Genomic DNA, 24,350 nt, shown 5'->3' on the forward strand with positions numbered 1-24,350 from the left:
TTGTTCATTTTAAATTATCAGGTTTTCCTGAGTACATAAAAAGAGCGTCAATTAATGAAAGGCTTTTTAATATAGATGATTGAAAATATCAAAAAAATTGCTGCCGATGAAAGAATCCGTTTTTTAGTCGTTGGAGGTTTTAATACAGCGTTTGGATTTCTTATATTTACCAGCATTACACTTATGCTGAAACATGTGCCACACGGTTATATGATTGGTTTAATTGTTTCTCAATTCGTTTCCAATTTTGTTGCCTTCTATTTACATCGTAAAGTGACTTTTAAGGCTAAGGGACACGCAATGACTGACTTTATTAGGTTTACGATGGTTAATGCAGTGAGCTATTTAATTAATTTAATAGTCTTACCGCTCTTGGTCAACGTCACTCATATGAATCCGCTTATTGCACAATTCCTAATTTTGCTCGTTACAACCATGATTAGTTTCGTTGGTCATAAATTCTTTTCATTTAGGAGAACAAAATAATGCTAGATGTATCCGTTGTTATTCCCGTATATAAAGGTAGGCCATTTATTGAGGAGACTGTGCTGTCTGTTTTGTCTCAGCGTGATGTAGCATTTGATTTATCTATAGCATTACAAGGTCCAGAAGATGGTACACGTGAATTATTAGCTGAAATTGCGAAAACTGATTCGCGATTAAAAATTTTTAATGCCCCAACTGGTGCAGCTAAAGAAAATTGGCAGTATGTCTCACAGCAGGCTACCGGCAAATATATTAAATTAATTCCTCAGGATGATGTTTTATTGCCTGGAACATTAAAACGTCAGTTTGATTTGCTTGAAGAAAATCCACAAGCAGTGCTAACTGCTAGCCTAAGGCAAGTCATTGATGATAAAAATACGATTTTAAAAAAATCATGGGGTCTGATGGGAATCACTAAACCAATGAGTGGTACTGCAGTGATGCGGCATGTTATTGGCTTAGGCATGAATGCTCTTGGCGAACCCGGCGGCGTCATGATGAGACGAGACGCATTTGAGCAAGGCGGTGGTTGGGATTTTTCAAATCCCTATGTTGTTGATTTAGCTTCTTATTTACATGTTCTTGCTCAAGGTGATTTTGTACCAGACAATCAAATTGGGGTTAAATTCCGTGTTAGTTCGGGGCAGTGGACAGCAGAATTACAAGATGTTCAAAGCCAGCACGTCATTAGCATGAACAAAGCGATGCATCGAGACTATCCTACAATTGTGACAAACGCCGTTTTATGGCGTGGTAATGTTATGTCTCAAGTCATGCAATTGGCTCGTTTAATGGTTTATAAAGTAAAAGGAATGAAGTGAAATGGCAGCGAAAAAATTAGCAATTGTTTTACCTGCATATAACGAAGAAGAAGTTATCGAGAAGACAACAGCACGTCTACATGGCTTGCTGTTGTCAATGATTGAAAATAAAAAGATCACATCTGACAGTTTTATTATGTATGTTGACGACGGTTCCAAGGATCGAACGTGGGAATTAGTTAATCAACTGCGTGCACAGTACGGCCAAGTACAAGGTATTCGTTTTAGTACTAATTTTGGTCATCAGAACGCACTAATTGCCGGTATGACACATTTAACAGGTACAGATGTTGATTATGTGGTCACCATTGATGCTGATTTGCAGGATGATCCGGAAGCCATTGTTGATATGGTAGATTTGGCTAACGCAGGGAAAGACATTGTCTATGGTGTACGAAATGACCGTACAACAGATACGCTCTTTAAGCGTTACACGGCGCAGGGCTTTTACAAAGTTATGAGTGCTTTGGGAGTGAATTCTATTCCAAATCATGCAGATTTTCGACTGGTTAATCAAAAAGTGCTCAAAGCATTTTCAGCATATCAAGAGCGTGAAATGTTTTTGAGAGGCATTTTCCCCTTGATTGGCTTCAATGAAGGCCGCGTGTATTACGCGCGTGCTGAGCGCGAGGCTGGCGAAACAAAATATCCATTAAGGAAAATGATACAGTTTGCGGCAACAGGGATTACTTCGTTCTCAATATCACCAATTACTTTTGTACGCAATTTGGGAATTGGTATTTTTGGTATTAGTATTTTATTTTTAATTTATATTTTCTTCGGTTGGGCTTTTGGTAAAACGTCAACTGGGTGGCCAACATTGATGGTATCAATATGGATGCTCGGTGGTTTACAGTTAGTGGCAATTGGCATTATAGGTGAATACATTGGTAAAATTTTCATGGAAGTCAAGCATCGTCCAAGATATATTATTGCAGAAGAGTTGAATGATTATGATGAACAAGCATAAGCAGAATGAATGGCCTATTACCTTTAAAAATGTTGGTCTAATTACCTTAGTCATCGTTGGATTAAGTCTCATACCTTTAATATTTTTCCATCGTTTTTATTTTTTAGACGATACGCAGCGTGGTGCAATCGGTCAGTGGTATGAAGTCGGCAAACTATTATCACAAGGTCACTTACCTATTTTTAATGCTGCAGCGCAGGGCTCAGGTAATTACCTTGCTGAAGGTCAATGGGGGACCTTTAGCCCTTTGGTGTGGTTAATTGCTTTCACAGTTTATCATTCATCTAATTTTGTAATCTTCTCAACTGTTTTTAAAATTATTTTATTAGTTGTTTTAGGTTTGGGCGCTTTCTTTTTAGCCCATTCCATGCACGTTGACAAAAAGTACGCAATTATTTACGGGTTTATCACCCCATTTGTTGGCTTTACACTTTTTGCAGGCGCAGCATCGTGGGTCACTGATTTAATGGTTTCTGCGCTATTTCCATGGTTTTGGTGGGCATTACGTCGCTTTTTAGAAAAGAATACAGGCCCAATACTTGTTTTCCTGATTGGTTATTCCATCATAACAATAGGTTATGTGTTCGGTACGATTATGCTAATTATGACAATGCTTGGCTCATTAATCGCATTTATAATGAACAAACATTGGCAAAGCGTTAAAAAAACTGTATTGTTAGGTGTTAGTTTAGCTGCTGCGACAATAGCTGTTTATTTACCTGGTATTGCTATAGCAACAGTGACATTAAGAAATACTTCAGGCATCTTTAATAATAACTTCTTATCGCCCAATTTGTCTGATTTGTTGTTTTCGTTTTCACCAGTCGGCTACTCTGAAATGAACTCTTGGTGGACCGCAGGCGGTGTTACATACATGCCATTTATGTACATAGGTTGGCCTTTGTTATTAATCGCTTTTCTTAACTTCAAGGCTATTCGGTCGTTTATTAATAACCATAAGACTGATTTAATACAGTGGGTGGTACCGTTCTTAATAGCGTTTTTGCTGCTATTTGGCCCAGACAGCGTTGGTCCGCTACGCTTTCCAGTTCGTATGATGGCTTATTTTGGACAATTACTATTGCTAATGTTGGTGATGGTGATTTCACAAGTAGGCTTGACTTTTAATAAAGCACGTATTTGGTTCCTCACATCAATAGTTTTGCTTGGCACATATTTAGAAGTGTCCAATACACCAGCCAGATTGAAATCAGTTTTAGTTATTAATTTAATTATTGGTTTGGTAATTATTGCAATTGCTTATATAAGTAGTGGTGGCAAGAAGTTTCAGTATAAAAATTATCGGTTTAACATCAAAAAACCGGCAATTACTATCTTATCGCTAGCTATTGTTATCTCATTTTTTTCGATGATTGTTCAGCAAAGAACCATAGGCAGACAACGGGATAGTATACAGCAGCAACACATTACCTATCGATATGTTGACTATGATATGCCAGCAAAAAAAGCTGATATTTTAAATATGGCTAAAAAGTACAAAGGCAATACAGTTGTATTAGGAAATAGCAGTCATATCATTATGGGAAATGATTGGTATGTTACTGACAATGATTCAATGAATGTATATACGCCCGTTGGCTTTAAAAAGTTTAGCGACGATTTTCGTGGTGGGGATCCCACGCGCATTCCAGTAAAGCACTATAATAAGCTCTTTACACTAGATAAGACAACGCAATTACCATTGGTTGATTTGCTCAAGATTGATACGATAGCAGTTGGTAACGAAGATGATAAAAAGATTTATCAAAACCTTATCCATCGAAAAAATGTGCCTAATGGTTGGCGTTTAACGTCTTATAATCGCGATTTTGCCGTAATTCAACGTAATGTTTCGGTTGGTCAAGTTGGCAGTGTTGCTTGGAGTAGCTTAAATAGTATTAAGCAAGTTGCTAACAATAATTATCAAGTTAAAATTTATGTCCCAGCTCATGATAAAAATGAAAAGGTCGTCTTTTCACGAACTGCCTGGCCGGGTTATCATGTTATAGGGCACAGTGCTAAGTTAATCACTCCCTTACGGGGGTATTTGACTCAAATTGAGGTACCCGCATCGCACATGCCAAAAACCATTACTTTGCGGTTTGAACCACCAATGTTAAAACCTGCATTCGTTTTAGTTGTCTTTTCTGTGGTATTTACCTTGTCTTGGTCATTAATACGCATGTTAATTAAGGTAGTTGGGAGAAACTAAATTCCGTTCCTGACGTAATTGTTAATTATATCATTTCAAGAAGAGTGTATTAAATCAAAATTATTTAATACACTTTTTGTTTTCAATGAATTAACAGTATGTCTAATGACACGTTTTTCTGTAAATTATAGTGGGGTAGCATTTTCAGTAATGGCTATATCATATAGTTCATAATCATTTCTTATTGGAAGCACTACATTAAGGTAGTGTTTTTTTGTTTGGCATGTTGATAAATCAACATCTCTGTATTTTTAATACAGTTTTATTTTCTAACTACTTGACTGCGTGGTTACCACACAGTGTACAATATAATCAACTTAACTATTCAAGAAAGGAAGCTTATGCAAAACTATTCCATTTCCGAGCTAGCTCGTATTTTTAAAATTACAAAGTATACCATTAGGCATTACGTTGATGAAGGATTACTCTCACCCGAAAAAAATTCTGTTAGCGGTTACTATACATTTTCAGAAACTGATCTTTATAGGTTATATCAAATTTTGACATTTAGAAAAATTGGCTATGCTGTTAAAGATATCAAAAAATTATTAGAACAAGATAATTTTACTGACGTTTTTAGGGTTGCTGAAGCTAAAGTTCAAGATCAAATTAATTCACTATTGGCAACTAAACGGATTATTCATACGATTATTCAGGCACAAGAAAATACAAAATTTGACCAAATTGCCTTTGCAGAAAGAGATGGTCGTTTCTTCAAAGAAGTGCCAGACAATTTGTTGGCAGAGGAACAGTTAAATTTATTAGAAATTGCTAAATTTGATTCTTATCAACCAGAGAATGTATGTTATCTTATCAAAAGTAATGGCAATTATGACACATGCTTTCCTGGTAAATCAGATGACTATCATTATGTTATGCCAAAGGGAGATTATGCATATAAAAATGTATTGATTCAGGAAGAACAGGAGCTGTATAACCAAATTGAATCATTTAAAAACGATAGTTTTATAAAAAATGCCTTATCTACTGATAATAGTGTAATACTATGCTATGAAAATATTTTTAGTTCCTTAGCTTATAATCAGGCGACAGTTTTTACGTTAGAGGTTAAATTATGATTGTTGGAACACTCAGCAAACGTGACATGTTTTCAGAAGACATGCGTCAGCAACTGAGTATGCTAATTTTGGATAGTTTTGAACGTAAATTTACAGTAAAACTTTTTAACATTAATGTCGCCAAAGACATTGCTAAATTTTTAGCGTGTTATATCAGTGAAAATAATAACCAATTAATTATTGCACATCAAAATAATGACATTTACGGCTGCTTATTTTACTCAAACAAAGAAGCAGGTTCCTAACTTTATGATGCTATAAAAAGATTTTACTCTGGTACGACGCGCCTTAAAGTGATTCTGTTCTTTTTGGTACTAGGATACAAACCACTAAGCAATGAAACTTATATTGAGTTTCTGGTAGTCTCAAATAAATGTAGAAGGGAGGGCGTGGGAACGCAATTAATAAAATATTGTCAAAGACAACTGTTAACCCAAAAAACTAACGCTATATGTTGCTGCGGAAAATACAAGAGCCATTAAGTTGTATCAAAAAAATAATTTTGTCGTTCGGAAAGTTCAGCATAGCATGCTTTCCGGAATTTGTGTTAACCATGAAAAATGGTGTTTTATGGTATGGGAGAAATCAAATGAAGATTGTTACGACCGAAATGTTTAGTAATAAAGATATTGTCGAAGTCAAGGAAGCGGTTTTTAGTGAACAAGTATTGTCAGTAAATATCGTTAAGGATGCCATAAGTGGTATCAAGGGTATTTTTGGGTGCAAATCTAATAGTTACTCAGAAGAATTCAGCAAAGGCCGAGAACTAGCCCTTGTAGCGCTAAAAAGCCAAGCGGCGCTTTTGTCTGCTAATATCATTATTGATGTTTGTGTGGATTATAATCAATTTGTCAATTCTGATATCATGCTAATTGTTGTCACAGCTAGAGGCACAGCTGCAGTAATAGAATAAGTACACTGGGCAATTTGATTCAGTTAGGCGTTAAATTTGCTATTTTTTAAAATTAACTTTAGGTAAAGATGTAATGAAGAAAAAAATATTTGCTGCTATTTTTATAGTGCTAGTTCTGATGATTGGAATATTTATTTTTGGTAATGATTATCAAATGTCAGAAAAAAAGATAATGATTCATACAAAAACTAACAACTTGTCAACTATTATGACTTTTCCAAAACATGAAAAAATTAAGGGTTTTATTGTATTTGTACACGGCGACGGGGCTCAAAATGCAACGCAAGACGATGGTTACAAGCCGTTAATGGAAAGATTTGCTAAGCAGGGTTATGTCTCAATTTCTTGGGATAAACCTGGTGTTGGGAAATCAACGGGTAATTGGCTTCATCAATCGATGACTGATAGGGCAAATGAGGTGACCGAAGTTATTGACTGGGTTCATAAAGCCTATCCGAATGCAAACTATCGGATAGGCTTATGGGGCGCTAGTCAAGCCGGGTGGGTTATCCCTAAAGTAATGAAACAGGAAAATAAAATTAGCTTTGCGCTCTTGGCAGCGCCAGCCATTAATGTCATGCGACAGGGTATATATTATAACGTCTGGCAGGCAAAAAAATCGGGCGCTACTAATCAAGAAATAAACAGAATCAAAAGAAATTTTATCAACGATAGTTATTTAATTCAAAAATATAATACTTATCAGGAATACAAAATGCATGGGGGTAGTGAAAAGATTAGTGCAGACAGATATCGCTTTGTTCGTAAACTGTTGAATGAAGATGCCACTGCCGATTTATCTCAAGTTCATGGGAAGATAGGTCTCGTCTTAGCTGCAAAAGATAAAAATGTTGATTCAGTGGAAACAAAAAATGTTTATTCAAAAGTGATAGACGCTAAACAACTTAGGATAAAAACGATTCCCAATGTTGAACATCGAATGATCAATCCTGATATAGCTAATTCAGATTTTTTAATTAATCTCGTGGGTGTGATACTGCCTAAATACTATTTAATTGATAAAAATTATCTAGATTATTGTGAAACCTTTGTGTCACAGCTATCATCTTGATCATATTAAATCGAATTAAAATTTTTGTCACCAATCAATGACGCCAAGTTATAAAAATAGGAATAGGAGTAATAATGATACGTGCTGTTACATTAAAAGATCTCAATAAAATTCATCAAATAAATAGAGATGAATTAGGTTATGATTATCCGTTAGACAAATCTTTAAATCAATTACGTAAAATTTTAAATGATCCAAACCATCATTTTTTAGCACTATATCAGAATGATTTTGATCATAAAATTCTTGGTTATGTTCATGCTGAAATTTATGAAGAGATATACGCTGATCCAAGCCTCAATGTCCTTGCCTTAGCCGTATCATCAGATAGTCAAAAATCTGGGATAGGCACGCAGCTTATGGGATGGCTTGAAGATCAGGCTCTAAAAAACGGCTTGACTAACATTCGTCTAAATTCTGGCATGTCAAGAACCGCTGCTCATAATTTTTACGAGCATATTGGTTATAAGCATATTAAAGACCAAAAAAAATTTCTAAAGATACTTTTATATGAATAATCGTTAAAGCACACAATCAATCATACTGATGTTGTGTTGAATTGCAGGAGAGCGTTTAGAAGGTACTTAAAAACGTAGGTAATGCTTTCCACGTTAGTTACTTTCGATAATATATATTATGTAAACTTAAAAAGGTGCTGAACTTGTCAAGTGCTATTTTAACAGACGAACGAAAATTATTTGTTTAAACGTGTTATATAAGTTGACGTGGCGGTCTCAAACCTACTTATTTACAATTATGTTACATTGAGTATATGCGCTGTAAATTGTAATACAATTTTTTAATGGTAAATTTTAATACACATAATAACAAGACGTCAACACAAAAACAAGGCAGTTTTTTACTGTCTTTTTTATTTGCTATGCCTTTATTAATTAATACCTAAATTTCTTTATGCTGTGATAATTCGTTCATTAAATACCGTTCTCGGCGTTTTATATGCTAATACGACTCTTGGACGCTCGTTTATGTCTTTAATCGCTCGCTGAAGACCTTTTTGCGTTAATTGGTTAAAGTTGTATCCAGATGGAAAAACACGTCTTAATTCGCGATTAAAACGCTCATTAGTGCCACGTTGTCCTGGAGATTGCGCATCAGCGTAATATAATTTCTTTTTATAAGTATTTTCTATTTGATTGATGAACATAACACTTGTGAATTCAGTACCACGGTCACAAGTTAAACTATCACATACAAGCTCAAAACGCGACATAAATGTGTCAATAGTCGTCCGAACATCTTCAGCGTTTTTACTTTTTGTTTTGATACCAACCATGAATCGCGTTTTACGTTCCACAAAAGTAATCACAAATGACTGTGAGTCTTGTGGACTCATGACACCATCAATTTCCCAATGGCCAAAGGTACTACGACTATTTATAATTTCAGGTCTGAAACGGATACTTCTTTTTTCTATCGCAACTCTGGTTTTTCCTTCGTTTGCTGGTTTCAAACGTAATTTTCGTCGTCGTTTACCCTTAAGCGGTAAATCAGATACTTTAGCTTGTAGTTGGTTACTGATAACCCAGTTATAGATGGTTCGTGTAGAAATATTGAGATTTGGCACGCCTTTCGCGATTTGATCTGGTGACCAATGTTTTTTGATGATTAAATCGTCAATGATCTTCCTTCGACGAGGTGTTAATTTACTTGCTTTTTTATGCTTGATTTGAGCAAATACTTGAGCTCTTTTTTCAGCCTGATGTGGTTCGTACGTGTGCCTAAGAACAGTTTTTTTACCACGCCACAGTACGACCCGAGCATTACGCTGTAATTCAAGCGTAATAGCGGCCCGTGAACGATGTAAACGTCTAGCAATCTCACTATTAGACAAGCCTGCATCTATAAAATTTTTAATTTGCAGTCTTTCTTCGAAATCAATCCTCTTGTATGTTGATGGCATTCATTGTCTCCCCTGTATTCAGTAAATGTCGAATGGTGTAGGCTAGCCGTTACACAAATCAGAATGATGATATGAAAATAAACAAATATGTTATGAGTATAAGATGATGTATTGATACATGCGAACATAAGTATGTTATGAGTATAAGATGATGTATTGATACATGCGAACATAAGTATGCTATGGGTATAAGATGTTGTAATGATGCATACGGGCATTTAGGTGAAAAAGCTTACTACTTTGGGATCAAACCTATATCTGTTCAAAACGGTTGGTGTATCTACTAATTTTTCACGTTATTCAATTTTGCATATGTTGTTAACCTACAATACTTATTTATAGCACAAATATTTATTTGTATCATCGTGGAGAATTCAAAAAAATGGCAAATAAAAAACCACATCGACTAGATGTAGTTTTTCAGAAGATGTTCTTTACTAAGCATCAATAATACCAGTTATCAAAACCTGGCAAACCGTCATATCCACGTGATAGTGTTGAACCTGAAATACCACCAAACATAAATGGGTCATACTGGTCTTCGACATAAGAAGTTGTGTGCCACTTAGGATCAGTCACATAATGTCCGCCTTGGTGGAAGTTGATGAATTTGACCGTATTGCGGTGCACCCAACCCACATTGGTTAAGTGGACCCACTCTTGAATGGTGTCTTTGCCACGTTCGCCAACGGAAACAACCTTGTCGACGTCGTATAATTGATTCCCCAAACTAGACACGCTACGCATGTACTGGCTGTTATCTAAGCCATAAGGGCGCGTCCAAACATCACCCACATTACTTTTGATTTGTACTTTGTAAGTATGATTAGTCGTATTTGCTAACTCTATGGCTTTTGTGTTTTTCATCTCCAAACATCTTGCATCAACCCATGAAAATTCATTGACGTTATCCAAAGGACTGATACGCGACCAAGTAATGCCATTCTTATCGACGAACGAACCAGACACTTTAACTGCCTTGCCATTATAAGGGTTTAAACTACCCACGATACCTGAATAACCACCAAAAGTGACATCTTTATCGCGTCCCCAGTCATTGCTAAAGCGGTTATCCCATGAATTGGTTGAATGAACGATTGCTGACTGGCTTTGCTTAGTAATAAACGCTTGGTCGTTAGTATAATATTCAACACTGCCAACATCATTTGGTTGGGTTAATGTGTTTGAGTCAACGAAACCACGTTGGCCATGAAAATTGATTTCAACCCAAAGGACACCACTATCCGTATCTTTATATGCACTGTACCCAGCGACTTTTTGTCCTGCAATATCGCGAACATTACCTAAATAACTGGCACCATTTTGACCATAAGGACGTGTCCAAACGCCACCGTCTTTACCCTTAGTAGGTATTTGCACATCAATATTTTTCACATAAGTTTGCCCTTGGTTATTATCTGCGGCAACTGATTGCGCCCCAATTGCGCCACCTAAACCTACTGTTGCTAGTACCGCTGTGCTTAGTAATAATGTTTTAATCGTCATGTTACTCTCCTAGTAATCTTTTATTTTTGGGCTTCCCACCCCATTCGGTTACGGCTGAGCCTGGGTAACGTCCAACTGATGGTTTAAATTATTTATTAAACCATTTCTTAATTGGCTTCCAGAAAATTAATAAGCCAACAACAAGACTGACAGCTGCCAATGAAGCATACAGCAGACCCTTTGGCTTTTCACCATAACTTGTATTTGGTGTCTTAGGTGTTTCTGGTGTTGATGGTTTTTCTGGCGCTTTTGGTTGATCACCAGTCTTGTTTGCCACTTCATTACTTTGATATGATCCATCGTTTAACAAGAGGTTATATCGGTTTTTAAATGTCGTGTTTGCTTTATTGGCTTTCACATGAACCATGATAATCGGTAGTTCTTGCACGACGTTCTTAGCTTGGTTAATTTGCTTCAGGTAGTCCTCACTAACTTTTGCTGTGAATTCATGCGTTTCTTTGTTGAAATCAAATGTCACAAATTTGCTCAGATCAGTTTTTCCATCTTTAGTGGTGACTGTCGCTGATTCGTAATCCACTTCAACTGGTAATTTATCTGAATATGTCAGTGAGGTGACATCAGTGGTTCTGTCCTTTGGCAAAGCGTCTGCACGCAAAGCATAAGTCAATTTATCCCCAACTTTAACTTCCTGCTTATCAATTGATTTTGCGTTGGCATCATTCGTCTTATCTGCTTTAACGTCTTTTGTTGGCGTTGGTAGATCAAGTAATGTTGTGAGTTGTTGCGTTGCGGTTTCGGACTGAGGCTTTTCAGGCTCAACAACATTCTCAGGTGTTGGCTTAACTGGCTTTGTTGGTGGTGTTGGTTTCACTGGTCTTGGGTTAAAAGCCACATCATCAAAGTTCATAAAGTGATTGTTATCAATGTCGGCTGCCTCACCATTTGTTGTGTTCACACCACCCCCGTAAAAAGTGGGTTGCGTCGTCGTGAATTCACCAAACGTGACACCAACCATCTGAGCAAAGTTTTCGGGGTCTTCATCAGCGCCCTTACCACTCTTTTTGGATTGCTCATCTTGTGCCTTTGTGGCTTCAGCTGTTTTATCAGCTGCTACCGCATAATAGGAAGAAATCCCATCTTGAGGGGCGCCTTTGATATTGCTGACAAATGACTTATTGCCAATAAAGGCATTTTTGGCATCATTAGTTTGAATATATTCATTAGCTTTTCCTGAACGATGTGGGGTCAACGAACCACCCAAGAAGAACAACTTACTGTCCTTATTCGCGCCATTCAACTCATCAAGTGATAGTTCTTTGCCGTCATCGCTCCAATTGAATCGCAGTTGGAATTTATAGGATGAGTGAGCAATATTGAAATTATCAATCAGGTTGTTTGAGATCGCTACGGATGGCTTTTGATCACTTGTACCAGTGAACTTAGTTGGCGTTAAGGCAATGGTGACATTGGCTTTTCGACCACCAACCGTGACAGAATTTTTATAGGTCTTCGTCAGTGTTTTGCCAATAATATCATGACCGGAAAAGACCGCAACACCAGTGGACTCACCTAGCCCCCAATAATCTTGGCCATCAAAGGACATGATTTTGCCACCATCATAAGCTGTTTTACTGAAATTGGGCTTATCTTGGAAGGTTTGCTTGGGCTTAATATCCCCTTCAACGTCAGAATTATCAACTGGTCTGGTTTTATCCATTTTCATGGCTTGATCAGTATCAGAGGTATTGGATTGTGTCTTGCCATCCGTATTTTGATGCGTCACAGTGTCGGCTTCATACTTTTTCAGGTCATCATCATATTTGGTCATGTCCTTTTGATACTGCGCTTCATCTGACTTGTACAGCTCTGTTTCTTTTTGATACTTGTCATCAGCGGCCTGATTAGCTGCTTTGACCTGGTCAGCTTTCGCTTTCTTGTCATTGTAGTCCGCATCAGCTTTTTTCTGTTTTTCCACAGCTGCTGTGATGGCCTTGATTTGCGAGTCGTAATCTTCAGCGATTGCTTTTTGATTCTTTTCCAAATCAGCGGCATTTGAGGTAATTACTTTAGGATTCTTAGTAGAAACCTTAACACCCGCAGCCTCCGCCTGCTTGACCGCATCGTCAAGTTTGCTGTGATCAACAGCGACATCAATGCCTTTATTTTTGTCGGCTGTTGATGCACCTTGAGATGTGTTGTCATCGGCGCTAATAGACGCCACACCTGTAATCATTGGCAGCGAAACCCCCGCTAGCATCACGGCAGTCCGCCAGTTCTTTTGTAACTTTGTCTTCACTACTGTTTTGTTTGTCATGCTATTTTCCTTCACTTTCACTGTAATTGTTGTTTGATTTTAGTATCTATTTCATTGAGTGGTTTTTGATTTACGAGTTGGCCAGTCAGCACGATGCGCTTATCAGCTTTAAAGTTGGTATAGCCGCTGCGCTTAACCTGTGCCCAGAAGGCATCATCTTCAAGACAAGCGACCAAATTGATTGTTGATTTGGTCGTGCTTGATTGGGTTAAACCAGTTTCATAAGTAGTCACAGGAATACCGTAATCTAACTTGGTAACCTTATACTTGTAAACAGTCTGACCGTCCGATAAATAAATCGCTTGATTCATCACTTTTTTTTCAGACATATTCTGCAATGCACTGAATTTTGTTGGTTTGTATGGCCATAAAGCATTATAGTCACCCATATTATGACCGTAGATTGATATATTGCCTTGCCCAAAAACTTGATGTGGTGCGTTAATCCCAACACCAATAGCCAGTACATGATTACTCGTCCCTTCATACACGGGCTCGCTAATCTGATAGCTCGGCATGGCCACATGTCCACGTAATATTTCGGGTTGTGTACTTGCAGCCAACTTCAGCATATTTTCTTTGGATGTCAAACCACCTTGCCCAGAGTAATCAGGGGTAACCCTTTCTTGCTGGCTCACTTTGGCAACATCCACGGCTGGCACCGCTTTTGTAATTGAGCCACTATGAGATGCCTGAGATTTACCTGGATGCTTTTTAATCGTTTTACTCAACTGAGCCGCAGTCTGCCACTGTGAGTGATTACCATAAATCGCACAAATAGCAATGAAAATCAGTGCAGGGACTAGCAAAACAGCTATTTTGAGCAATTTCTTTGGTGACTTTTTGGCTTTGACACGGTGTGTTTTGCGTTGCTGCAATGGTTGTTGATTTAATCCCACAAGACCACCTACTCAATCCATTGGCACGTTATAGTTATAACCGTCATGGAAGACTGTAATGGCTTTATCTTGTATTGACACAATTTTAGCCGTTACTGCCGCCCCATTGATGGTCACTGGTATGTCTTGACCAACATGAAAACGACTTAGCAAGGGATTACTCGGTGCTTGATTATTGTCTTTTGTAGGACTAGGGGCAACACTAGACGAATTAACACTTGCAGCTTTAGTTTCTGCCTGATTTGTATTTTTAGAAGACGCGTCATGTTTAGAAGAAGTCTGAGCAATGGTTGCCTCAGAAGGAACTGCTGCGGTTTGTGCACTACGGGTTGGCACGTTTTGATGTTGTGCCATGACATAACCACCAATACCAGCTGTTGTTATGGCTGCTGCTGACAACAAGCCAACTAAGATTGGCTTCCAAACTGGCAACTTTTTAACTTCTGTTACTGGTGGCGTTTGCATTTGATGAGACAAAATATCTAATAGACGATCATTCGTCTTATCATCTGCGCTTGACTGATTTTTTTCTGCTAGGGCTTTAGTAAGCTGTGCTTGTAATTCTGTCAATGCTTGATTACTCGTCGCATCTTTTGCTTTTAACTGACTCTCCAACTCATTATTTGCTGTTTTTAAGACTCGAATTTGCTTTTCCAGTTCACTCAAGCTGCCTTCTTGAACACGCGCTGCCGCTAGCTTTGTCGCATTCAAGACAGCCTCGTCATGTTGCTTCTGATAAAGGGTTGCTTGCTTTTCAAGGTCGGTAGCCAAATTGGCTTTCATATCCATGAGCGACTGCATATTCTTAGTCAATAAGTCATCACGCAAGGCTGTTAATTGCGTCATGGCATCTTCCTCAGCTTGCTTTTCTAGGATAGCCATATCTTCCGACAACGATGCTTGAAGACTGTTGGCGAGTTCTTTTGAACGTTCAGTATACCAGTCATCAATTTCTTGATTTACTGAGACTTTCAATGATTCAATGTCCCGAACATAAGCCCCTTTCAAAGCAACTAGTGCTTGTTCATGGCGGGCATTTTCATCACTTAGTTCAGAATCAAAACCAGCTTTTCGAGCGGCCTGTGCTCGATTAAAACGGTCCTCATAGACTGCTGGTCTTTCAGTTGCTAACGTGTCATTAATTGCGCTGAGAACATCAGTTTGTTGCAAGGCTTGCAAACGTTCTTTCTTGTTCTCATTTAAGCGATGTAACAACTCAGCTAAGGCTTTACGAACTTTTTGGGTGTACATGGTGCTCGTCTCGTCCAAGAATGTATTGGCCTTGCGACGTTCCTGATTAAGTTGCGCTTGCACGTATTGCTCATTAACAGGTGCTACCTCTTGTAAGTCTTTCGAAACATCAAACCCCTTGGGGTGTAGTTTAACCTGATCAATGAGTTTCTGAGCTTCAGATAGACCTTTCACCAAAGTAGGTGGTGTTTTGACGTTCGCCTCTTTGCCATGTCCGAATACGGGTGGCACAGTAGATTGTGGCGCAGGTGCTTTCGTCTTTACAGGTACACTAGGTGTGACAGGCTCATTAGCCTGTTCTTTAACTGCCACATGATCTACTAACTTCCCGTTCTCAGATGGTTGTCTTGTTTCAGTCCGTTGGATCACAAATTTCTTTGCTTCAACGGTAATGATTTCTCCGTCTTCCTGAGCTTGACGATACTGTTGTGCATCAGGTAAGACAGGCATATCGTTAACTGACAATTCAGTATTTTCAATCACAGCCTCAAGAAAAGGTGTCAAGGCATCAATAATTGTGTCATAGTCAGTCTCTTCGTCCTGTCTCACTGAAGCTGCATTGAAAATGTGTTCAGCAGTCGCCACAGCAATGTTTTCAAAGGCTGGTGTAATTTCAGCATTATCCCAACTCAAACCAGTTGGCTCGCTACGACCTTTGTTGTCTTTTTCAAAATAAGTAATGTTACCGATTTTGAAATTACGGTTGCTCGCTCGTACAATATCGTTAGTTAGCAAAAACAAGAATTGTTGTAAGTCAGCTAAACTAGCGTTTGGCCAAGTTGTCACCAAATCACCAGATTTCTCTGCCAAGCTTTGCACCAAGTCTTCATTAAAATCTAGTGTATTTTCATCAATGCGGGCATAATAGTTTGTCTCAATGACAGTTTCCTTTTTTCTAAATCCAAACATGTGCGCTCCTCTTCCCTATTGTTTTAGAATGGCCAAGTGATGAAGTTGCCACCACCAGCAGAAGTAATTACCCCGTAAATCCAAGTGATAATCATACCTGTTAAGCAACCAACAACAATACCTAGCAGAGTTTTGAGTAATCGACTTTGCCCTTTTTCATGCAAGCGTTGACTACCACTGGCCATCATGATACCAGCGACTAACAAACTAATCCCACCAACAATAATTAAACCAATAAAGAGGAATTTGGCTACATCTGTACCAGTTGATTTAGCAGCATCGCCAACGTCGGCCGAGGCAACAATGGGCATCAACATGGATAATGATGTCCCGAATGCGATAGACAAGGATTGTGTTTTTGATTTTAAAACAGCACCCCATCTGGGGAAAGAATGTTTTGACTTTTGCATAAGAAAAGCCCCCTTTTTTATAGTTTGTGTCCGAAACACACGCATACTATAACAAGGGAGCTGATTTTGACAAAAAGTGAACCGAAAAAAATTACCAGTTCAGATCAATTTCATGAGTTACAGAACTATTATGTAATAAAAAAACACATCAACAGATGTGTTTTTAATATCGTAACTAATAAAGATAATATAGTTAATAAAATCAGCGTGGTACAACTTTATCGTAAAATGGTGCGTGCGAACCAGTGCTTGAAACCCAGGTATTCGCAGTTACCTGAACATGGCTATCATCAGCTAATTTAACTGTCGCAAAAGCTGCAACATCAGATGCACCATTTGTTCCCTTTTTTATATCAGTCCTCAAGATATAGGAATCCCCACTTTTACTATAAAATTTAAAAGGTTCTTTATTTGCACCAACTGAACCAGTGACATATTTGTTGGCCAAATCCACGGCTTCACTTTCAGTTAAGCCATTAGCTGAACTTGTTGAGGATGACAAGGTTTTAGCGAAGTCCTCTTGAATCTTTTTGTCCTCGTTACGATAGGGATCATAAAGTGAATCAGGAATTCTAAATCCATACCCTTTTTTGTTATTGTTACCTTCTGTCAGAGAAATTATACCCATAGTCCCTTGGTAGTGTGATAATGTAACTTCGTAGGCAACGCCTTGTACGTTAATTTTGGCGTTCCACTGATCACCATTATTTACAATTGACGTTAGTTTATAATGGTTAAAATTTGGAATTGACGCAATAATATCTAAAGCAGTTTTTTCGTTAAGAATCTTTGTGATAGCGACCGGCTTTGCGAAAACGCCACCCAGACCATTTACTGTCGTAATTTTATAATCTGTACCACTGGCAGAGATTGTCTCGTCAATTGAGCTTGATTCAACGGCTGATTTTGTGGATGATACATCAGAGGCTTTAGACGTTTTCTCACTATCGAGAGTCGTATTTGAATTATCATGGCCAATATAGACCAAAACACCACCGATAGCCAAAGAAGCGGTTATAAAAAATAATATAATGTACCTAATTTTCAATTTGTGATCTCCCGGCTATCTCAAATAGTTTCTATAAGGATAATTATACACTATGTTTTATCATCTAAAATTGCTTGTTTTACTGTATTTATTCGCCTTTAAGGCTTTACGAGGGGGCAAGCTCGACTTGGATAGTTGAGGAGATTCCATCAAATTCCAATCTTTTCTGATACTGGTACAGCGTCTCAACGTCAACTAATTGGCAATTAAACAGTATCATTTCGCGGTTTTCGGAATTGTTATCATTACAACAAATGTAAAGCTGAAGTATAGTAAACCCGCTACGCCAAACGACCAAGTAATGAATGTTCTTACATAATTCTTAAATACTTTTAACTTTGTGGTTACTCATATTTTCTCCATTTACAACACACTGCTATCGCTTTGTAATTGAAAAGCCCCAATGCGATCTAATTGTGTAATGACATCTGTCTGTGTGTTGTAGCTGATGTTGTATACAAAACGTGTTGTGGCTTCGGGCTTGCCTTCATAATGACTTTTGATGTAGACAACCACTTTTCCCTTTACTAGTTGATCTGTGACACTAGTGGGCATAAAATCCATGTGATCATAGGCCATAATTACTTTTGTTTGCGTCATCATGCGATCAGTATCGGGTTTGAAATCTAAACTATCGTTAATTACCTCTTGACTGACCAATGGACTCATAGCTTTTGCCTTACCATCAAATTCTTTCTGATTTGCAATCGTCCAATCTAATGCATAAAGCTGATTTAATTTTTTGGTTGCAGCGGCAATGTTTGGTTGTTTAGAATCAAGCGTCATATTCATTTGTTTGGTTGACTTCTGCTTGTCTAAACGCGCGGCACTAACCTTGACTTGATATTGATTAATAACTGACTGGGTAAAGTAATTAACGCCTGATAACATGCCCCACATCAAAAGTAAGCCAATTGGAATGCTCCACCACCATAAGTTTCTCTTATACATATTCTATTTTCCCCCACTCCCTGAAGTATCGCGTACTTTTCCTACCTGTAACTCAGTAATTTGATTCCCCTGCATGTGCATCAATAAAGATATTTCTTGTTTCTTGCCGCTTTGCGTATAGGTTACCTGACCAAACCCAATACCTGTACCATCAGCTGACTTTGAATAGGTCATATCTTCTTCAACAAGCTTTATGACTGGTCGGCCTTCATCCACATCACCACCAAAAGTTGCGCCCAAAAAAGCTGAGACAACCTTATCATTCGCTACCTTGCTTTTTGGATCATTGAGCTGTTGCTTTTTCAAAAGGTCAAACATTTCAACGATAAATTGATGACCTGTTTTTTGGAAGTCATCAGTATTACGTATATCGCTTGATTCAACTTGCTCATAGGCTATTGCTGCTTTCTGATTATTTTGGGTCTGATGACTCAATTGTTTAATCTCAGTCTGTGAAGCTTTGATGGTATCGTTGTGTCTTTTGGCAGTAGCAACTGCGTCAATTAAACAAACAAGCGCTAAGAGAGTAATAAAGCCATAGACCATTCTGTATGTTCTTTTTTGCATCGTTTATTCCCCTGTCATGACACGTTTTACATCTTTAGAATGGGTTGACGTCGTACTATCAATCACTTGGGTACCTTCAAGGTAGATAATTGTTGGTACTTCCGTGACACCATATTTAATCATGAAAGTTTTAGCTTGATTGTTGTTGACGTTTATCACAATGTAATTGATACGCTTGTGATTAGTTTTGATAGTTTGCTTAACGAGTTCTCGAACGTTCTTACAATCAGAGCAACCAGGACGATGGAATATCAGCACTGTTTTTTGTTTGTTAGTGGCATCTAATTGATTGATTTTTTGACTGAAGTTTTTAGTATCAGGATAACCATTTACGCTATATTTTTGATAAAACAAACCACTGATCAACATAATTATCGACACGACGATAATAACTATAAGTGCTTTAATGCGTGTTTTCTTATTTCCTTTAGTCATTCTTTTTCTCCTATTTTTTGTCAGAATCAAATGGGCCGTTAGGCACAACGACGTTGGTCCCCACCTTTTGTGGTAGCTTAAGATAATCGCCAGGTGATTTTAAGCCGTTACTTTGTGGCGCCCAGCCAAATTGATCGTGCGTATTCACTGCAAAATGGACGTGAATACCAGTTGCCATACCAGTTTGACCTTGATGACTAATGTGTTGCCCGGCTTTGACCTTGTCCCCATTATTAACGACAATTGCTTCTTGAGTTGGCGCATGACCATAATAAGTGAAGACGTTGTCTGTGCCTTTGATGACAAGCCAATTTCCACCGGTACTATCAGAACTTTTAGCGACAACCGTGCCATCATGAACCGCATAAACATTACCACCAGAACTAGACAAAGCATGATCAGTGGTTTGAAAATCAACACCATAATGAGTAGCTCCGGTTAAACCACCATAGTTTGGATAACCACCAGTAATGCTATATTGACCTTTCACCGGTAAACCGTTGTCATTAGAACTTAAACCTGAATCACAAGTGGCCTCTGATAAGCCACTGGTATTCGCATTAGTTGAATTATCACCTATGCCAGAATTATTGTTGCCGTGATCAAACACATTGATACTGCCAGGAAAATCGAGAGCGAAAACCTTTTTGATTTCATTAGCCGTTTTCAATGTATCAGCTACTCTTCTTTGTGGGTCATTGACCCCCACGCCTTCAAATTTGGTGTCCCAAGCAACCAACGAACTATTGATATTATCAGCTGTTGCTAAATCAATCAAAGCCCCTTTATGGGTGCTTTTTAGTTCATTAATGGCTAATTGCACTTGCGACTCGACATTATCCTGCGTATCTTTATAACGATCACCGTTAATTCCACCAGCACCCCATTGCCAAATCCCCTTAACAGCACCGCCAGGATTAACGGCTTTAGGATTGAAACCACTTTCGCGTAATCCCACAGCTAGTGCTGCTGCGATGTTGTCACCTGACATGTGGAGTTCTTTTTGAAAACGATCAGCGGCATGACGCATGGCTTTATAAGTATTTGAATTATGGTCTTGCCAATCACCGCCAATTCCTTGACCTGCTTCAGCCACGGTTTGATCATCATTGAAACACTCAGCATTTTGAGTCGAAAAAATCATGATAAACATCATAATTGCAGCGATTACGACGACAACAGCTGTTGCGATCAGCGTGCCATAAGCGTATAGTTTAATTTTTTTGTATCGCCACCAATTGTCAAACATGTCATCCTCCTATCCAGTGAGATAATAATTTGAGAATAGCCACGAAGACAAAACCACCAATCATATAGTAAATGACTTGATTTTGTACTGGACTCTTATGCTGATTCGCATCAAAGTTTTGCCATTGTTTTTCGGCTTGTTTAAGCATCCTTTGGCGATTTTCTTTAGCTCGTTTGAATGGATGTGGTAGTTTCATAGTTTATAGTCCTCCACCGAATAGGTTGATTTCTTCTTGGCTCAAATCAACGTGCATAAATGTGGCTTGTTTGCCAATCAAATTCATTAAGAAATCCCCCTGAGATATATTTTGCAAAGCAGCTAATTGACCATCAGTAATATTGTTTTCACTCACAACGGAACGCAATCTTACCGTGTCGGCTTTTGATAAGCGGCCAATAATTTGCTTAGGGAAACGCCCGAAGAAAGATGAAGCGGCACGACTAGCATCATTGTCTTGTGCTTGGCCAGTTGGGACAACGTTTTTAAGTCCTGGGAAGATCGCAATCATACCAAAGAAGTCTTTACCATGTTGTGCCATCAGGTTATCACCAAACGTAATTCCTAAAGCGTGTTTGGCATTGAAAATGTCATCGGCTTCATCTTGTACCCACCAGAAGTATTGTGGGTATTTTTTGTGGTAGGTATCTGATTGATTTGATATTTCGCCATTTTTAATCCGTTGACGCTGAACAGTCCCATTAATTGTGATGTAACTTTCCATAAGAGACAGAATGGTGAAGTATTGGGCGTTATAGAGGTCACTCTCTAAACGAGATAAACCACTTGTGTCAAAGCGGACAAGCTTTTCATCACTTAAATCAGGCATAGTGGTGATGCCATTGACCATGTCGCCATGATTCTGAATCAAACTACGAATAGTTGATAAGATGTTGTCCAATCTCTCAACTGCTGGTTGTGTCATATTGCGTGTCATCATGTTCTGAGTTTCTAAGAAGGTTTCAAAGTCCTCCATAATGGGGTAATCTTCATTACGCAAATTAATGACACGTAAATCTTGTGGGTTATCTTTTGGTGATGGTGACCACATGCGACGTTCAATATAGAAGTCAGTGATATAGTTGCCTAACATCTCCAATTCTTTTTTGTCAGCTTGCGGATTCAATGTTGCGTAATAAGTGATGACTTTTGTCCGATGTTGGTTGAAACTCGCAATCACGTCAATGTTACCGTCAGCATCCAATACCGTACCAAAAACCTGCAATAAATTAATGATATTTTGGCTACCATCCAAAGTTAAAGTGACCCCGAAATAATAATTAACCAAGTCACGCCATTCGTTAGACTTATCGAATACCCATGCTTTATCACCTCTAGCTAGTAATGAAGGCAGATTCTTTTTTGCAAAGGCACTCTTACCGGAACGCTCACCACCGACAATCAAGTTATAAGCCGTCAATTGGGTGCGATGGTCATTGTAGCTAGGATCATACATGACTTCCCCACGTTGAGTCGTTAAGCCAAGATATGTACCACGTGGGTGGGCAATAAATGTTTGATTGAAGGCATAAGAACCAGCTAAGGCATAGGCTTTCATTGGAAAACCTTTGTCACGAATCGTATCGTTTTCAATAGCCATTGCTGGTTTGAAGAATTGTTGGAAATGTGTTAGCTGCTCCGAAGGATAAACTTTCATGCGATAGTTTGAAAGCTGTTGCTGGATTTCTTTCATACGACGACGTAACTCTTCTGGTGAAACATCCGAAACTAATAGCCTGACATAGACCCGTTTATAGATTTCACGCCCATTGCGCGCATCATCCAAATCATCCAAAGTAATTTGTGAGTCTTTACGAGCCTCCAAGGCATCACCCTGAGACGTTAAATCACTATTTGCTTTTGAACTATAAGCGTTCGTCGCACTTTCTAAAGCTTTCTGCACTTCAAATTTACTGTTCGTGCCAATCTTAATATCGACAATGGTATTTTTATGATTAATTAATTCTTTAAACCAGCCAGCGCTTTGGGCTGTTTTTGGAAAATCGTAGACGTCAATAATCGCAGATGCTGTCATACCGTCATCAAAATAATTCGTGTGAAAAGTCATGCCACTTGGGTTTTGAACTTCTTCAATGAAATCAAGGTTATAGCCTTGCGCTTTCCAAGCAGATCGTTTGGCATTATTGATACTCATTCTCATGTTACTTCTCCTCCAATTCGAGTGTTTCACCAGGATTATTGATTTGATACAACACCATCTTCTTTCGCTCCAAAGAAACGGGTTCTGGGGTAAAAGCTAAGCCTGCATGTTCAATGAAATCACGTTTATTCTTTTCCAAAGCAGCGATGGTTTTCCCATAAATCACGGCTGTATATTCTTGATGTTTAATGTCACTGACAACATCTTTTTCGATACTGATTTCGCGAAGAACTGTACGACGCAGTTGCAATAGTTGTTGGTAGTGTTGTTCTGATTGTTTTGTGTCTGCTAGTTGTGCATCAATCCTAACGAGTTCTTGTCCCCATGAGGCTTGTTGCACTCTGGTGTCTGCTGGCAGTTGAATGATTTTGATGTCAAAATCTTCTAAATAAACAGACAGTAGTAAATGAAAATCAGAAATAATCGACTTTGAACTATTAATGCCCTCACTATCCAAGAAATCTAGGTCTTTGCCAGGCAAATTTAGTAAGTCAGCATATGTATTATCCTGCAACAAAATCGGCTCACCCTTACGCTTCACAATAATGTCCTTATAAGGTAAAAAATAAGGAATCGCAATCGGGCGTTTAGCTGCAATCTTATTTTTGATATAGGTCATTGTTCTGACCTGGTTTTGCTTTGCTTTTTTTATACCCATAATTACATATCCTCTTTTTTGTTTTTAGTGACTGAGTAGATGTCTGCGGTAGCTGGCTTATTGAGCTTGAAAAGTCCACGGACAATTTCTTGATACATCAAACCATTAGGGTTACTAGGACTTGGTAAGATGAAGAATATCGTTAACAAGACATTGTTTATGATAAGAATGAGGCCATACATTCCTATGTTGTATGGAAATATTTGTTTTATCATGATGTAAGTGATGCCAAACATGATACCGACAATCGTGATGCGTTCCATCGTGAAAAAGAAATAGCGCGATACTTTTTTCCAGATATTACGCCCAGGGGTAAATTTTTCGTACATAAGACACTCCTTTATTTGTTAATTAGCCTGGATTGTAAATCAATCTGTGGTCATGATAACAAGTAATGACAAAAGTACAAAAAGTGGAACGGAAATATTTGACCTCTGCCCTGATTAGCTATGAAAGCACAAAAAAAAACACCTCAATAATCAGCAATAAGCTGACTATCAACATGTCATAGGATATGTATCTATATGTTATGAGCGTGTTATGGTGTATATATCATTATC

General features: G+C 38.2%; 25 protein-coding genes. 10 read left to right on the forward strand and 15 right to left on the reverse strand.

Annotated features, from left to right (window positions below; all coding sequences use genetic code 11):
* Positions 1-75 precede the first annotated feature (75 nt).
* The 10 genes from FAZ25_RS07220 to FAZ25_RS07260 all read left to right on the forward strand — a co-directional run bounded on the left by FAZ25_RS07220 (position 76) and on the right by FAZ25_RS07260 (position 8,071).
* Positions 76-486, forward strand: coding sequence for a GtrA family protein (locus FAZ25_RS07220; RefSeq protein ID WP_004902755.1), 411 nt, complete (start codon positions 76-78; stop codon positions 484-486).
* On the forward strand, positions 486-1,307 hold the full coding sequence (locus FAZ25_RS07225; protein WP_004902753.1) for a glycosyltransferase family 2 protein: 822 nt from the start codon (positions 486-488) through the stop codon (positions 1,305-1,307). Before FAZ25_RS07220 ends, FAZ25_RS07225 begins: the two co-directional genes overlap by 1 nt.
* Before the next feature lies 1 nt (position 1,308).
* A complete protein-coding gene (locus FAZ25_RS07230) occupies positions 1,309-2,277 on the forward strand; it encodes a glycosyltransferase family 2 protein (RefSeq protein WP_004902752.1) in 969 nt (322 codons plus the stop codon).
* A complete protein-coding gene (locus FAZ25_RS07235) occupies positions 2,261-4,489 on the forward strand; it encodes a hypothetical protein (protein WP_243236201.1) in 2,229 nt (742 codons plus the stop codon). Before FAZ25_RS07230 ends, FAZ25_RS07235 begins: the two co-directional genes overlap by 17 nt.
* Positions 4,490-4,830: 341 nt before the next feature.
* Positions 4,831-5,568 (forward strand): MerR family transcriptional regulator, encoded by a 738-nt coding sequence (locus tag FAZ25_RS07240; protein ID WP_192269305.1) that lies wholly within the window; start codon positions 4,831-4,833, stop codon positions 5,566-5,568.
* Positions 5,565-5,813, forward strand: a complete 249-nt coding sequence (locus FAZ25_RS09650) for a hypothetical protein (RefSeq protein WP_243236202.1) — start codon at positions 5,565-5,567, stop codon at positions 5,811-5,813. The genes FAZ25_RS07240 and FAZ25_RS09650 overlap by 4 nt, the downstream gene beginning before the upstream one ends.
* Before the next feature lie 48 nt (positions 5,814-5,861).
* The gene (locus tag FAZ25_RS09655) at positions 5,862-6,050 is read left to right on the forward strand and encodes a GNAT family N-acetyltransferase (protein ID WP_243236203.1); all 189 of its coding nucleotides are present in this window, start codon (positions 5,862-5,864) and stop codon (positions 6,048-6,050) included.
* A gap of 107 nt (positions 6,051-6,157) precedes the next feature.
* The gene (locus FAZ25_RS07250; RefSeq protein WP_192269308.1) at positions 6,158-6,481 is read left to right on the forward strand and encodes a YbjQ family protein; all 324 of its coding nucleotides are present in this window, start codon (positions 6,158-6,160) and stop codon (positions 6,479-6,481) included.
* Positions 6,482-6,554: 73 nt separating this feature from the next.
* Positions 6,555-7,553: a S9 family peptidase gene (locus FAZ25_RS07255; RefSeq protein WP_192269310.1), complete on the forward strand. Its 999-nt coding sequence runs from the start codon at positions 6,555-6,557 to the stop codon at positions 7,551-7,553.
* Positions 7,554-7,627: 74 nt separating this feature from the next.
* Positions 7,628-8,071: a GNAT family N-acetyltransferase gene (locus FAZ25_RS07260; protein WP_085699138.1), complete on the forward strand. Its 444-nt coding sequence runs from the start codon at positions 7,628-7,630 to the stop codon at positions 8,069-8,071.
* 392 nt (positions 8,072-8,463) lie between these two features.
* Here FAZ25_RS07260 and FAZ25_RS07265 read toward each other — a convergent pair whose 3' ends face one another.
* The 15 genes from FAZ25_RS07265 to FAZ25_RS07335 form a co-directional block, all read right to left on the reverse strand.
* Positions 8,464-9,474 (reverse strand): IS30 family transposase, encoded by a 1,011-nt coding sequence (locus FAZ25_RS07265; protein WP_192269313.1) that lies wholly within the window; start codon positions 9,472-9,474, stop codon positions 8,464-8,466.
* A gap of 444 nt (positions 9,475-9,918) precedes the next feature.
* Positions 9,919-10,980: a GW dipeptide domain-containing protein gene (locus FAZ25_RS07270; RefSeq protein WP_004902958.1), complete on the reverse strand. Its 1,062-nt coding sequence runs from the start codon at positions 10,978-10,980 to the stop codon at positions 9,919-9,921.
* An 88-nt stretch (positions 10,981-11,068) separates the two neighbouring features.
* Entirely contained in the window at positions 11,069-13,255 is a 2,187-nt protein-coding gene (locus FAZ25_RS07275) for an LPXTG cell wall anchor domain-containing protein (RefSeq protein ID WP_004902959.1), read from the reverse strand.
* A gap of 17 nt (positions 13,256-13,272) precedes the next feature.
* Positions 13,273-14,154 (reverse strand): sortase domain-bontaining protein, encoded by an 882-nt coding sequence (locus tag FAZ25_RS07280; protein ID WP_004902961.1) that lies wholly within the window; start codon positions 14,152-14,154, stop codon positions 13,273-13,275.
* 12 nt (positions 14,155-14,166) lie between these two features.
* Positions 14,167-16,314: a hypothetical protein gene (locus tag FAZ25_RS07285; RefSeq protein ID WP_004902963.1), complete on the reverse strand. Its 2,148-nt coding sequence runs from the start codon at positions 16,312-16,314 to the stop codon at positions 14,167-14,169.
* A 23-nt stretch (positions 16,315-16,337) separates the two neighbouring features.
* Entirely contained in the window at positions 16,338-16,724 is a 387-nt protein-coding gene (locus FAZ25_RS07290; RefSeq protein WP_004902964.1) for a hypothetical protein, read from the reverse strand.
* 202 nt (positions 16,725-16,926) lie between these two features.
* Positions 16,927-17,772, reverse strand: a complete 846-nt coding sequence (locus FAZ25_RS07295; RefSeq protein WP_004902967.1) for a hypothetical protein — start codon at positions 17,770-17,772, stop codon at positions 16,927-16,929.
* A 363-nt stretch (positions 17,773-18,135) separates the two neighbouring features.
* Complete coding sequence (locus tag FAZ25_RS07300; RefSeq protein WP_004902969.1) at positions 18,136-18,723, reverse strand: hypothetical protein; 588 nt, start codon at positions 18,721-18,723, stop codon at positions 18,136-18,138.
* A gap of 3 nt (positions 18,724-18,726) precedes the next feature.
* Positions 18,727-19,290 carry a hypothetical protein gene (locus FAZ25_RS07305; RefSeq protein ID WP_036058527.1) on the reverse strand — a complete coding sequence of 188 codons (564 nt, stop codon included), beginning with the start codon at positions 19,288-19,290 and terminating at the stop codon, positions 18,727-18,729.
* 3 nt (positions 19,291-19,293) lie between these two features.
* Positions 19,294-19,725, reverse strand: a complete 432-nt coding sequence (locus FAZ25_RS07310; protein WP_004902976.1) for a thioredoxin domain-containing protein — start codon at positions 19,723-19,725, stop codon at positions 19,294-19,296.
* Positions 19,726-19,735: 10 nt separating this feature from the next.
* A complete protein-coding gene (locus tag FAZ25_RS07315) occupies positions 19,736-20,974 on the reverse strand; it encodes a phage tail tip lysozyme (RefSeq protein WP_004902979.1) in 1,239 nt (412 codons plus the stop codon).
* 1 nt (position 20,975) lies between these two features.
* The gene (locus FAZ25_RS07320; protein WP_004902981.1) at positions 20,976-21,170 is read right to left on the reverse strand and encodes a hypothetical protein; all 195 of its coding nucleotides are present in this window, start codon (positions 21,168-21,170) and stop codon (positions 20,976-20,978) included.
* Between the two features lie 3 nt (positions 21,171-21,173).
* Entirely contained in the window at positions 21,174-23,132 is a 1,959-nt protein-coding gene (locus FAZ25_RS07325; protein WP_036058529.1) for a type IV secretory pathway, VirB4 protein, read from the reverse strand.
* 1 nt (position 23,133) lies between these two features.
* Entirely contained in the window at positions 23,134-23,790 is a 657-nt protein-coding gene (locus tag FAZ25_RS07330; RefSeq protein ID WP_004902985.1) for a hypothetical protein, read from the reverse strand.
* A 2-nt stretch (positions 23,791-23,792) separates the two neighbouring features.
* Positions 23,793-24,119, reverse strand: a complete 327-nt coding sequence (locus FAZ25_RS07335) for a hypothetical protein (protein WP_004902987.1) — start codon at positions 24,117-24,119, stop codon at positions 23,793-23,795.
* Between the last annotated feature and the right edge of the window lie 231 nt (positions 24,120-24,350).

This window comes from Leuconostoc sp. LN180020 (assembly GCF_014844115.1).
Lineage (GTDB): Bacteria > Bacillota > Bacilli > Lactobacillales > Lactobacillaceae > Leuconostoc > Leuconostoc citreum.

What these genes read in the sequence shown, in the direction of transcription:
- FAZ25_RS07310 (WP_004902976.1), bottom strand. Translation starts at nt 19,725, where the DNA reads ATGACTAAAGGAAATAAGAAAACACGCATTAAAGCACTTATAGTTATT.
- FAZ25_RS09650 (WP_243236202.1), top strand. Translation starts at nt 5,565, where the DNA reads ATGATTGTTGGAACACTCAGCAAACGTGACATGTTTTCAGAAGACATG.
- FAZ25_RS07270 (WP_004902958.1), bottom strand. Translation starts at nt 10,980, where the DNA reads ATGACGATTAAAACATTATTACTAAGCACAGCGGTACTAGCAACAGTA.
- FAZ25_RS07305 (WP_036058527.1), bottom strand. Translation starts at nt 19,290, where the DNA reads ATGCAAAAAAGAACATACAGAATGGTCTATGGCTTTATTACTCTCTTA.
- FAZ25_RS07220 (WP_004902755.1), top strand. Translation starts at nt 76, where the DNA reads ATGATTGAAAATATCAAAAAAATTGCTGCCGATGAAAGAATCCGTTTT.
- FAZ25_RS07250 (WP_192269308.1), top strand. Translation starts at nt 6,158, where the DNA reads ATGAAGATTGTTACGACCGAAATGTTTAGTAATAAAGATATTGTCGAA.
- FAZ25_RS07330 (WP_004902985.1), bottom strand. Translation starts at nt 23,790, where the DNA reads ATGGGTATAAAAAAAGCAAAGCAAAACCAGGTCAGAACAATGACCTAT.
- FAZ25_RS07290 (WP_004902964.1), bottom strand. Translation starts at nt 16,724, where the DNA reads ATGCAAAAGTCAAAACATTCTTTCCCCAGATGGGGTGCTGTTTTAAAA.
- FAZ25_RS07240 (WP_192269305.1), top strand. Translation starts at nt 4,831, where the DNA reads ATGCAAAACTATTCCATTTCCGAGCTAGCTCGTATTTTTAAAATTACA.
- FAZ25_RS07285 (WP_004902963.1), bottom strand. Translation starts at nt 16,314, where the DNA reads ATGTTTGGATTTAGAAAAAAGGAAACTGTCATTGAGACAAACTATTAT.
- FAZ25_RS07255 (WP_192269310.1), top strand. Translation starts at nt 6,555, where the DNA reads ATGAAGAAAAAAATATTTGCTGCTATTTTTATAGTGCTAGTTCTGATG.
- FAZ25_RS07315 (WP_004902979.1), bottom strand. Translation starts at nt 20,974, where the DNA reads ATGTTTGACAATTGGTGGCGATACAAAAAAATTAAACTATACGCTTAT.
- FAZ25_RS07230 (WP_004902752.1), top strand. Translation starts at nt 1,309, where the DNA reads ATGGCAGCGAAAAAATTAGCAATTGTTTTACCTGCATATAACGAAGAA.
- FAZ25_RS07260 (WP_085699138.1), top strand. Translation starts at nt 7,628, where the DNA reads ATGATACGTGCTGTTACATTAAAAGATCTCAATAAAATTCATCAAATA.
- FAZ25_RS07225 (WP_004902753.1), top strand. Translation starts at nt 486, where the DNA reads ATGCTAGATGTATCCGTTGTTATTCCCGTATATAAAGGTAGGCCATTT.
- FAZ25_RS07335 (WP_004902987.1), bottom strand. Translation starts at nt 24,119, where the DNA reads ATGTACGAAAAATTTACCCCTGGGCGTAATATCTGGAAAAAAGTATCG.
- FAZ25_RS07320 (WP_004902981.1), bottom strand. Translation starts at nt 21,170, where the DNA reads ATGAAACTACCACATCCATTCAAACGAGCTAAAGAAAATCGCCAAAGG.
- FAZ25_RS07325 (WP_036058529.1), bottom strand. Translation starts at nt 23,132, where the DNA reads ATGAGAATGAGTATCAATAATGCCAAACGATCTGCTTGGAAAGCGCAA.
- FAZ25_RS07275 (WP_004902959.1), bottom strand. Translation starts at nt 13,255, where the DNA reads ATGACAAACAAAACAGTAGTGAAGACAAAGTTACAAAAGAACTGGCGG.
- FAZ25_RS07300 (WP_004902969.1), bottom strand. Translation starts at nt 18,723, where the DNA reads ATGTATAAGAGAAACTTATGGTGGTGGAGCATTCCAATTGGCTTACTT.
- FAZ25_RS07235 (WP_243236201.1), top strand. Translation starts at nt 2,261, where the DNA reads ATGATGAACAAGCATAAGCAGAATGAATGGCCTATTACCTTTAAAAAT.
- FAZ25_RS07265 (WP_192269313.1), bottom strand. Translation starts at nt 9,474, where the DNA reads ATGCCATCAACATACAAGAGGATTGATTTCGAAGAAAGACTGCAAATT.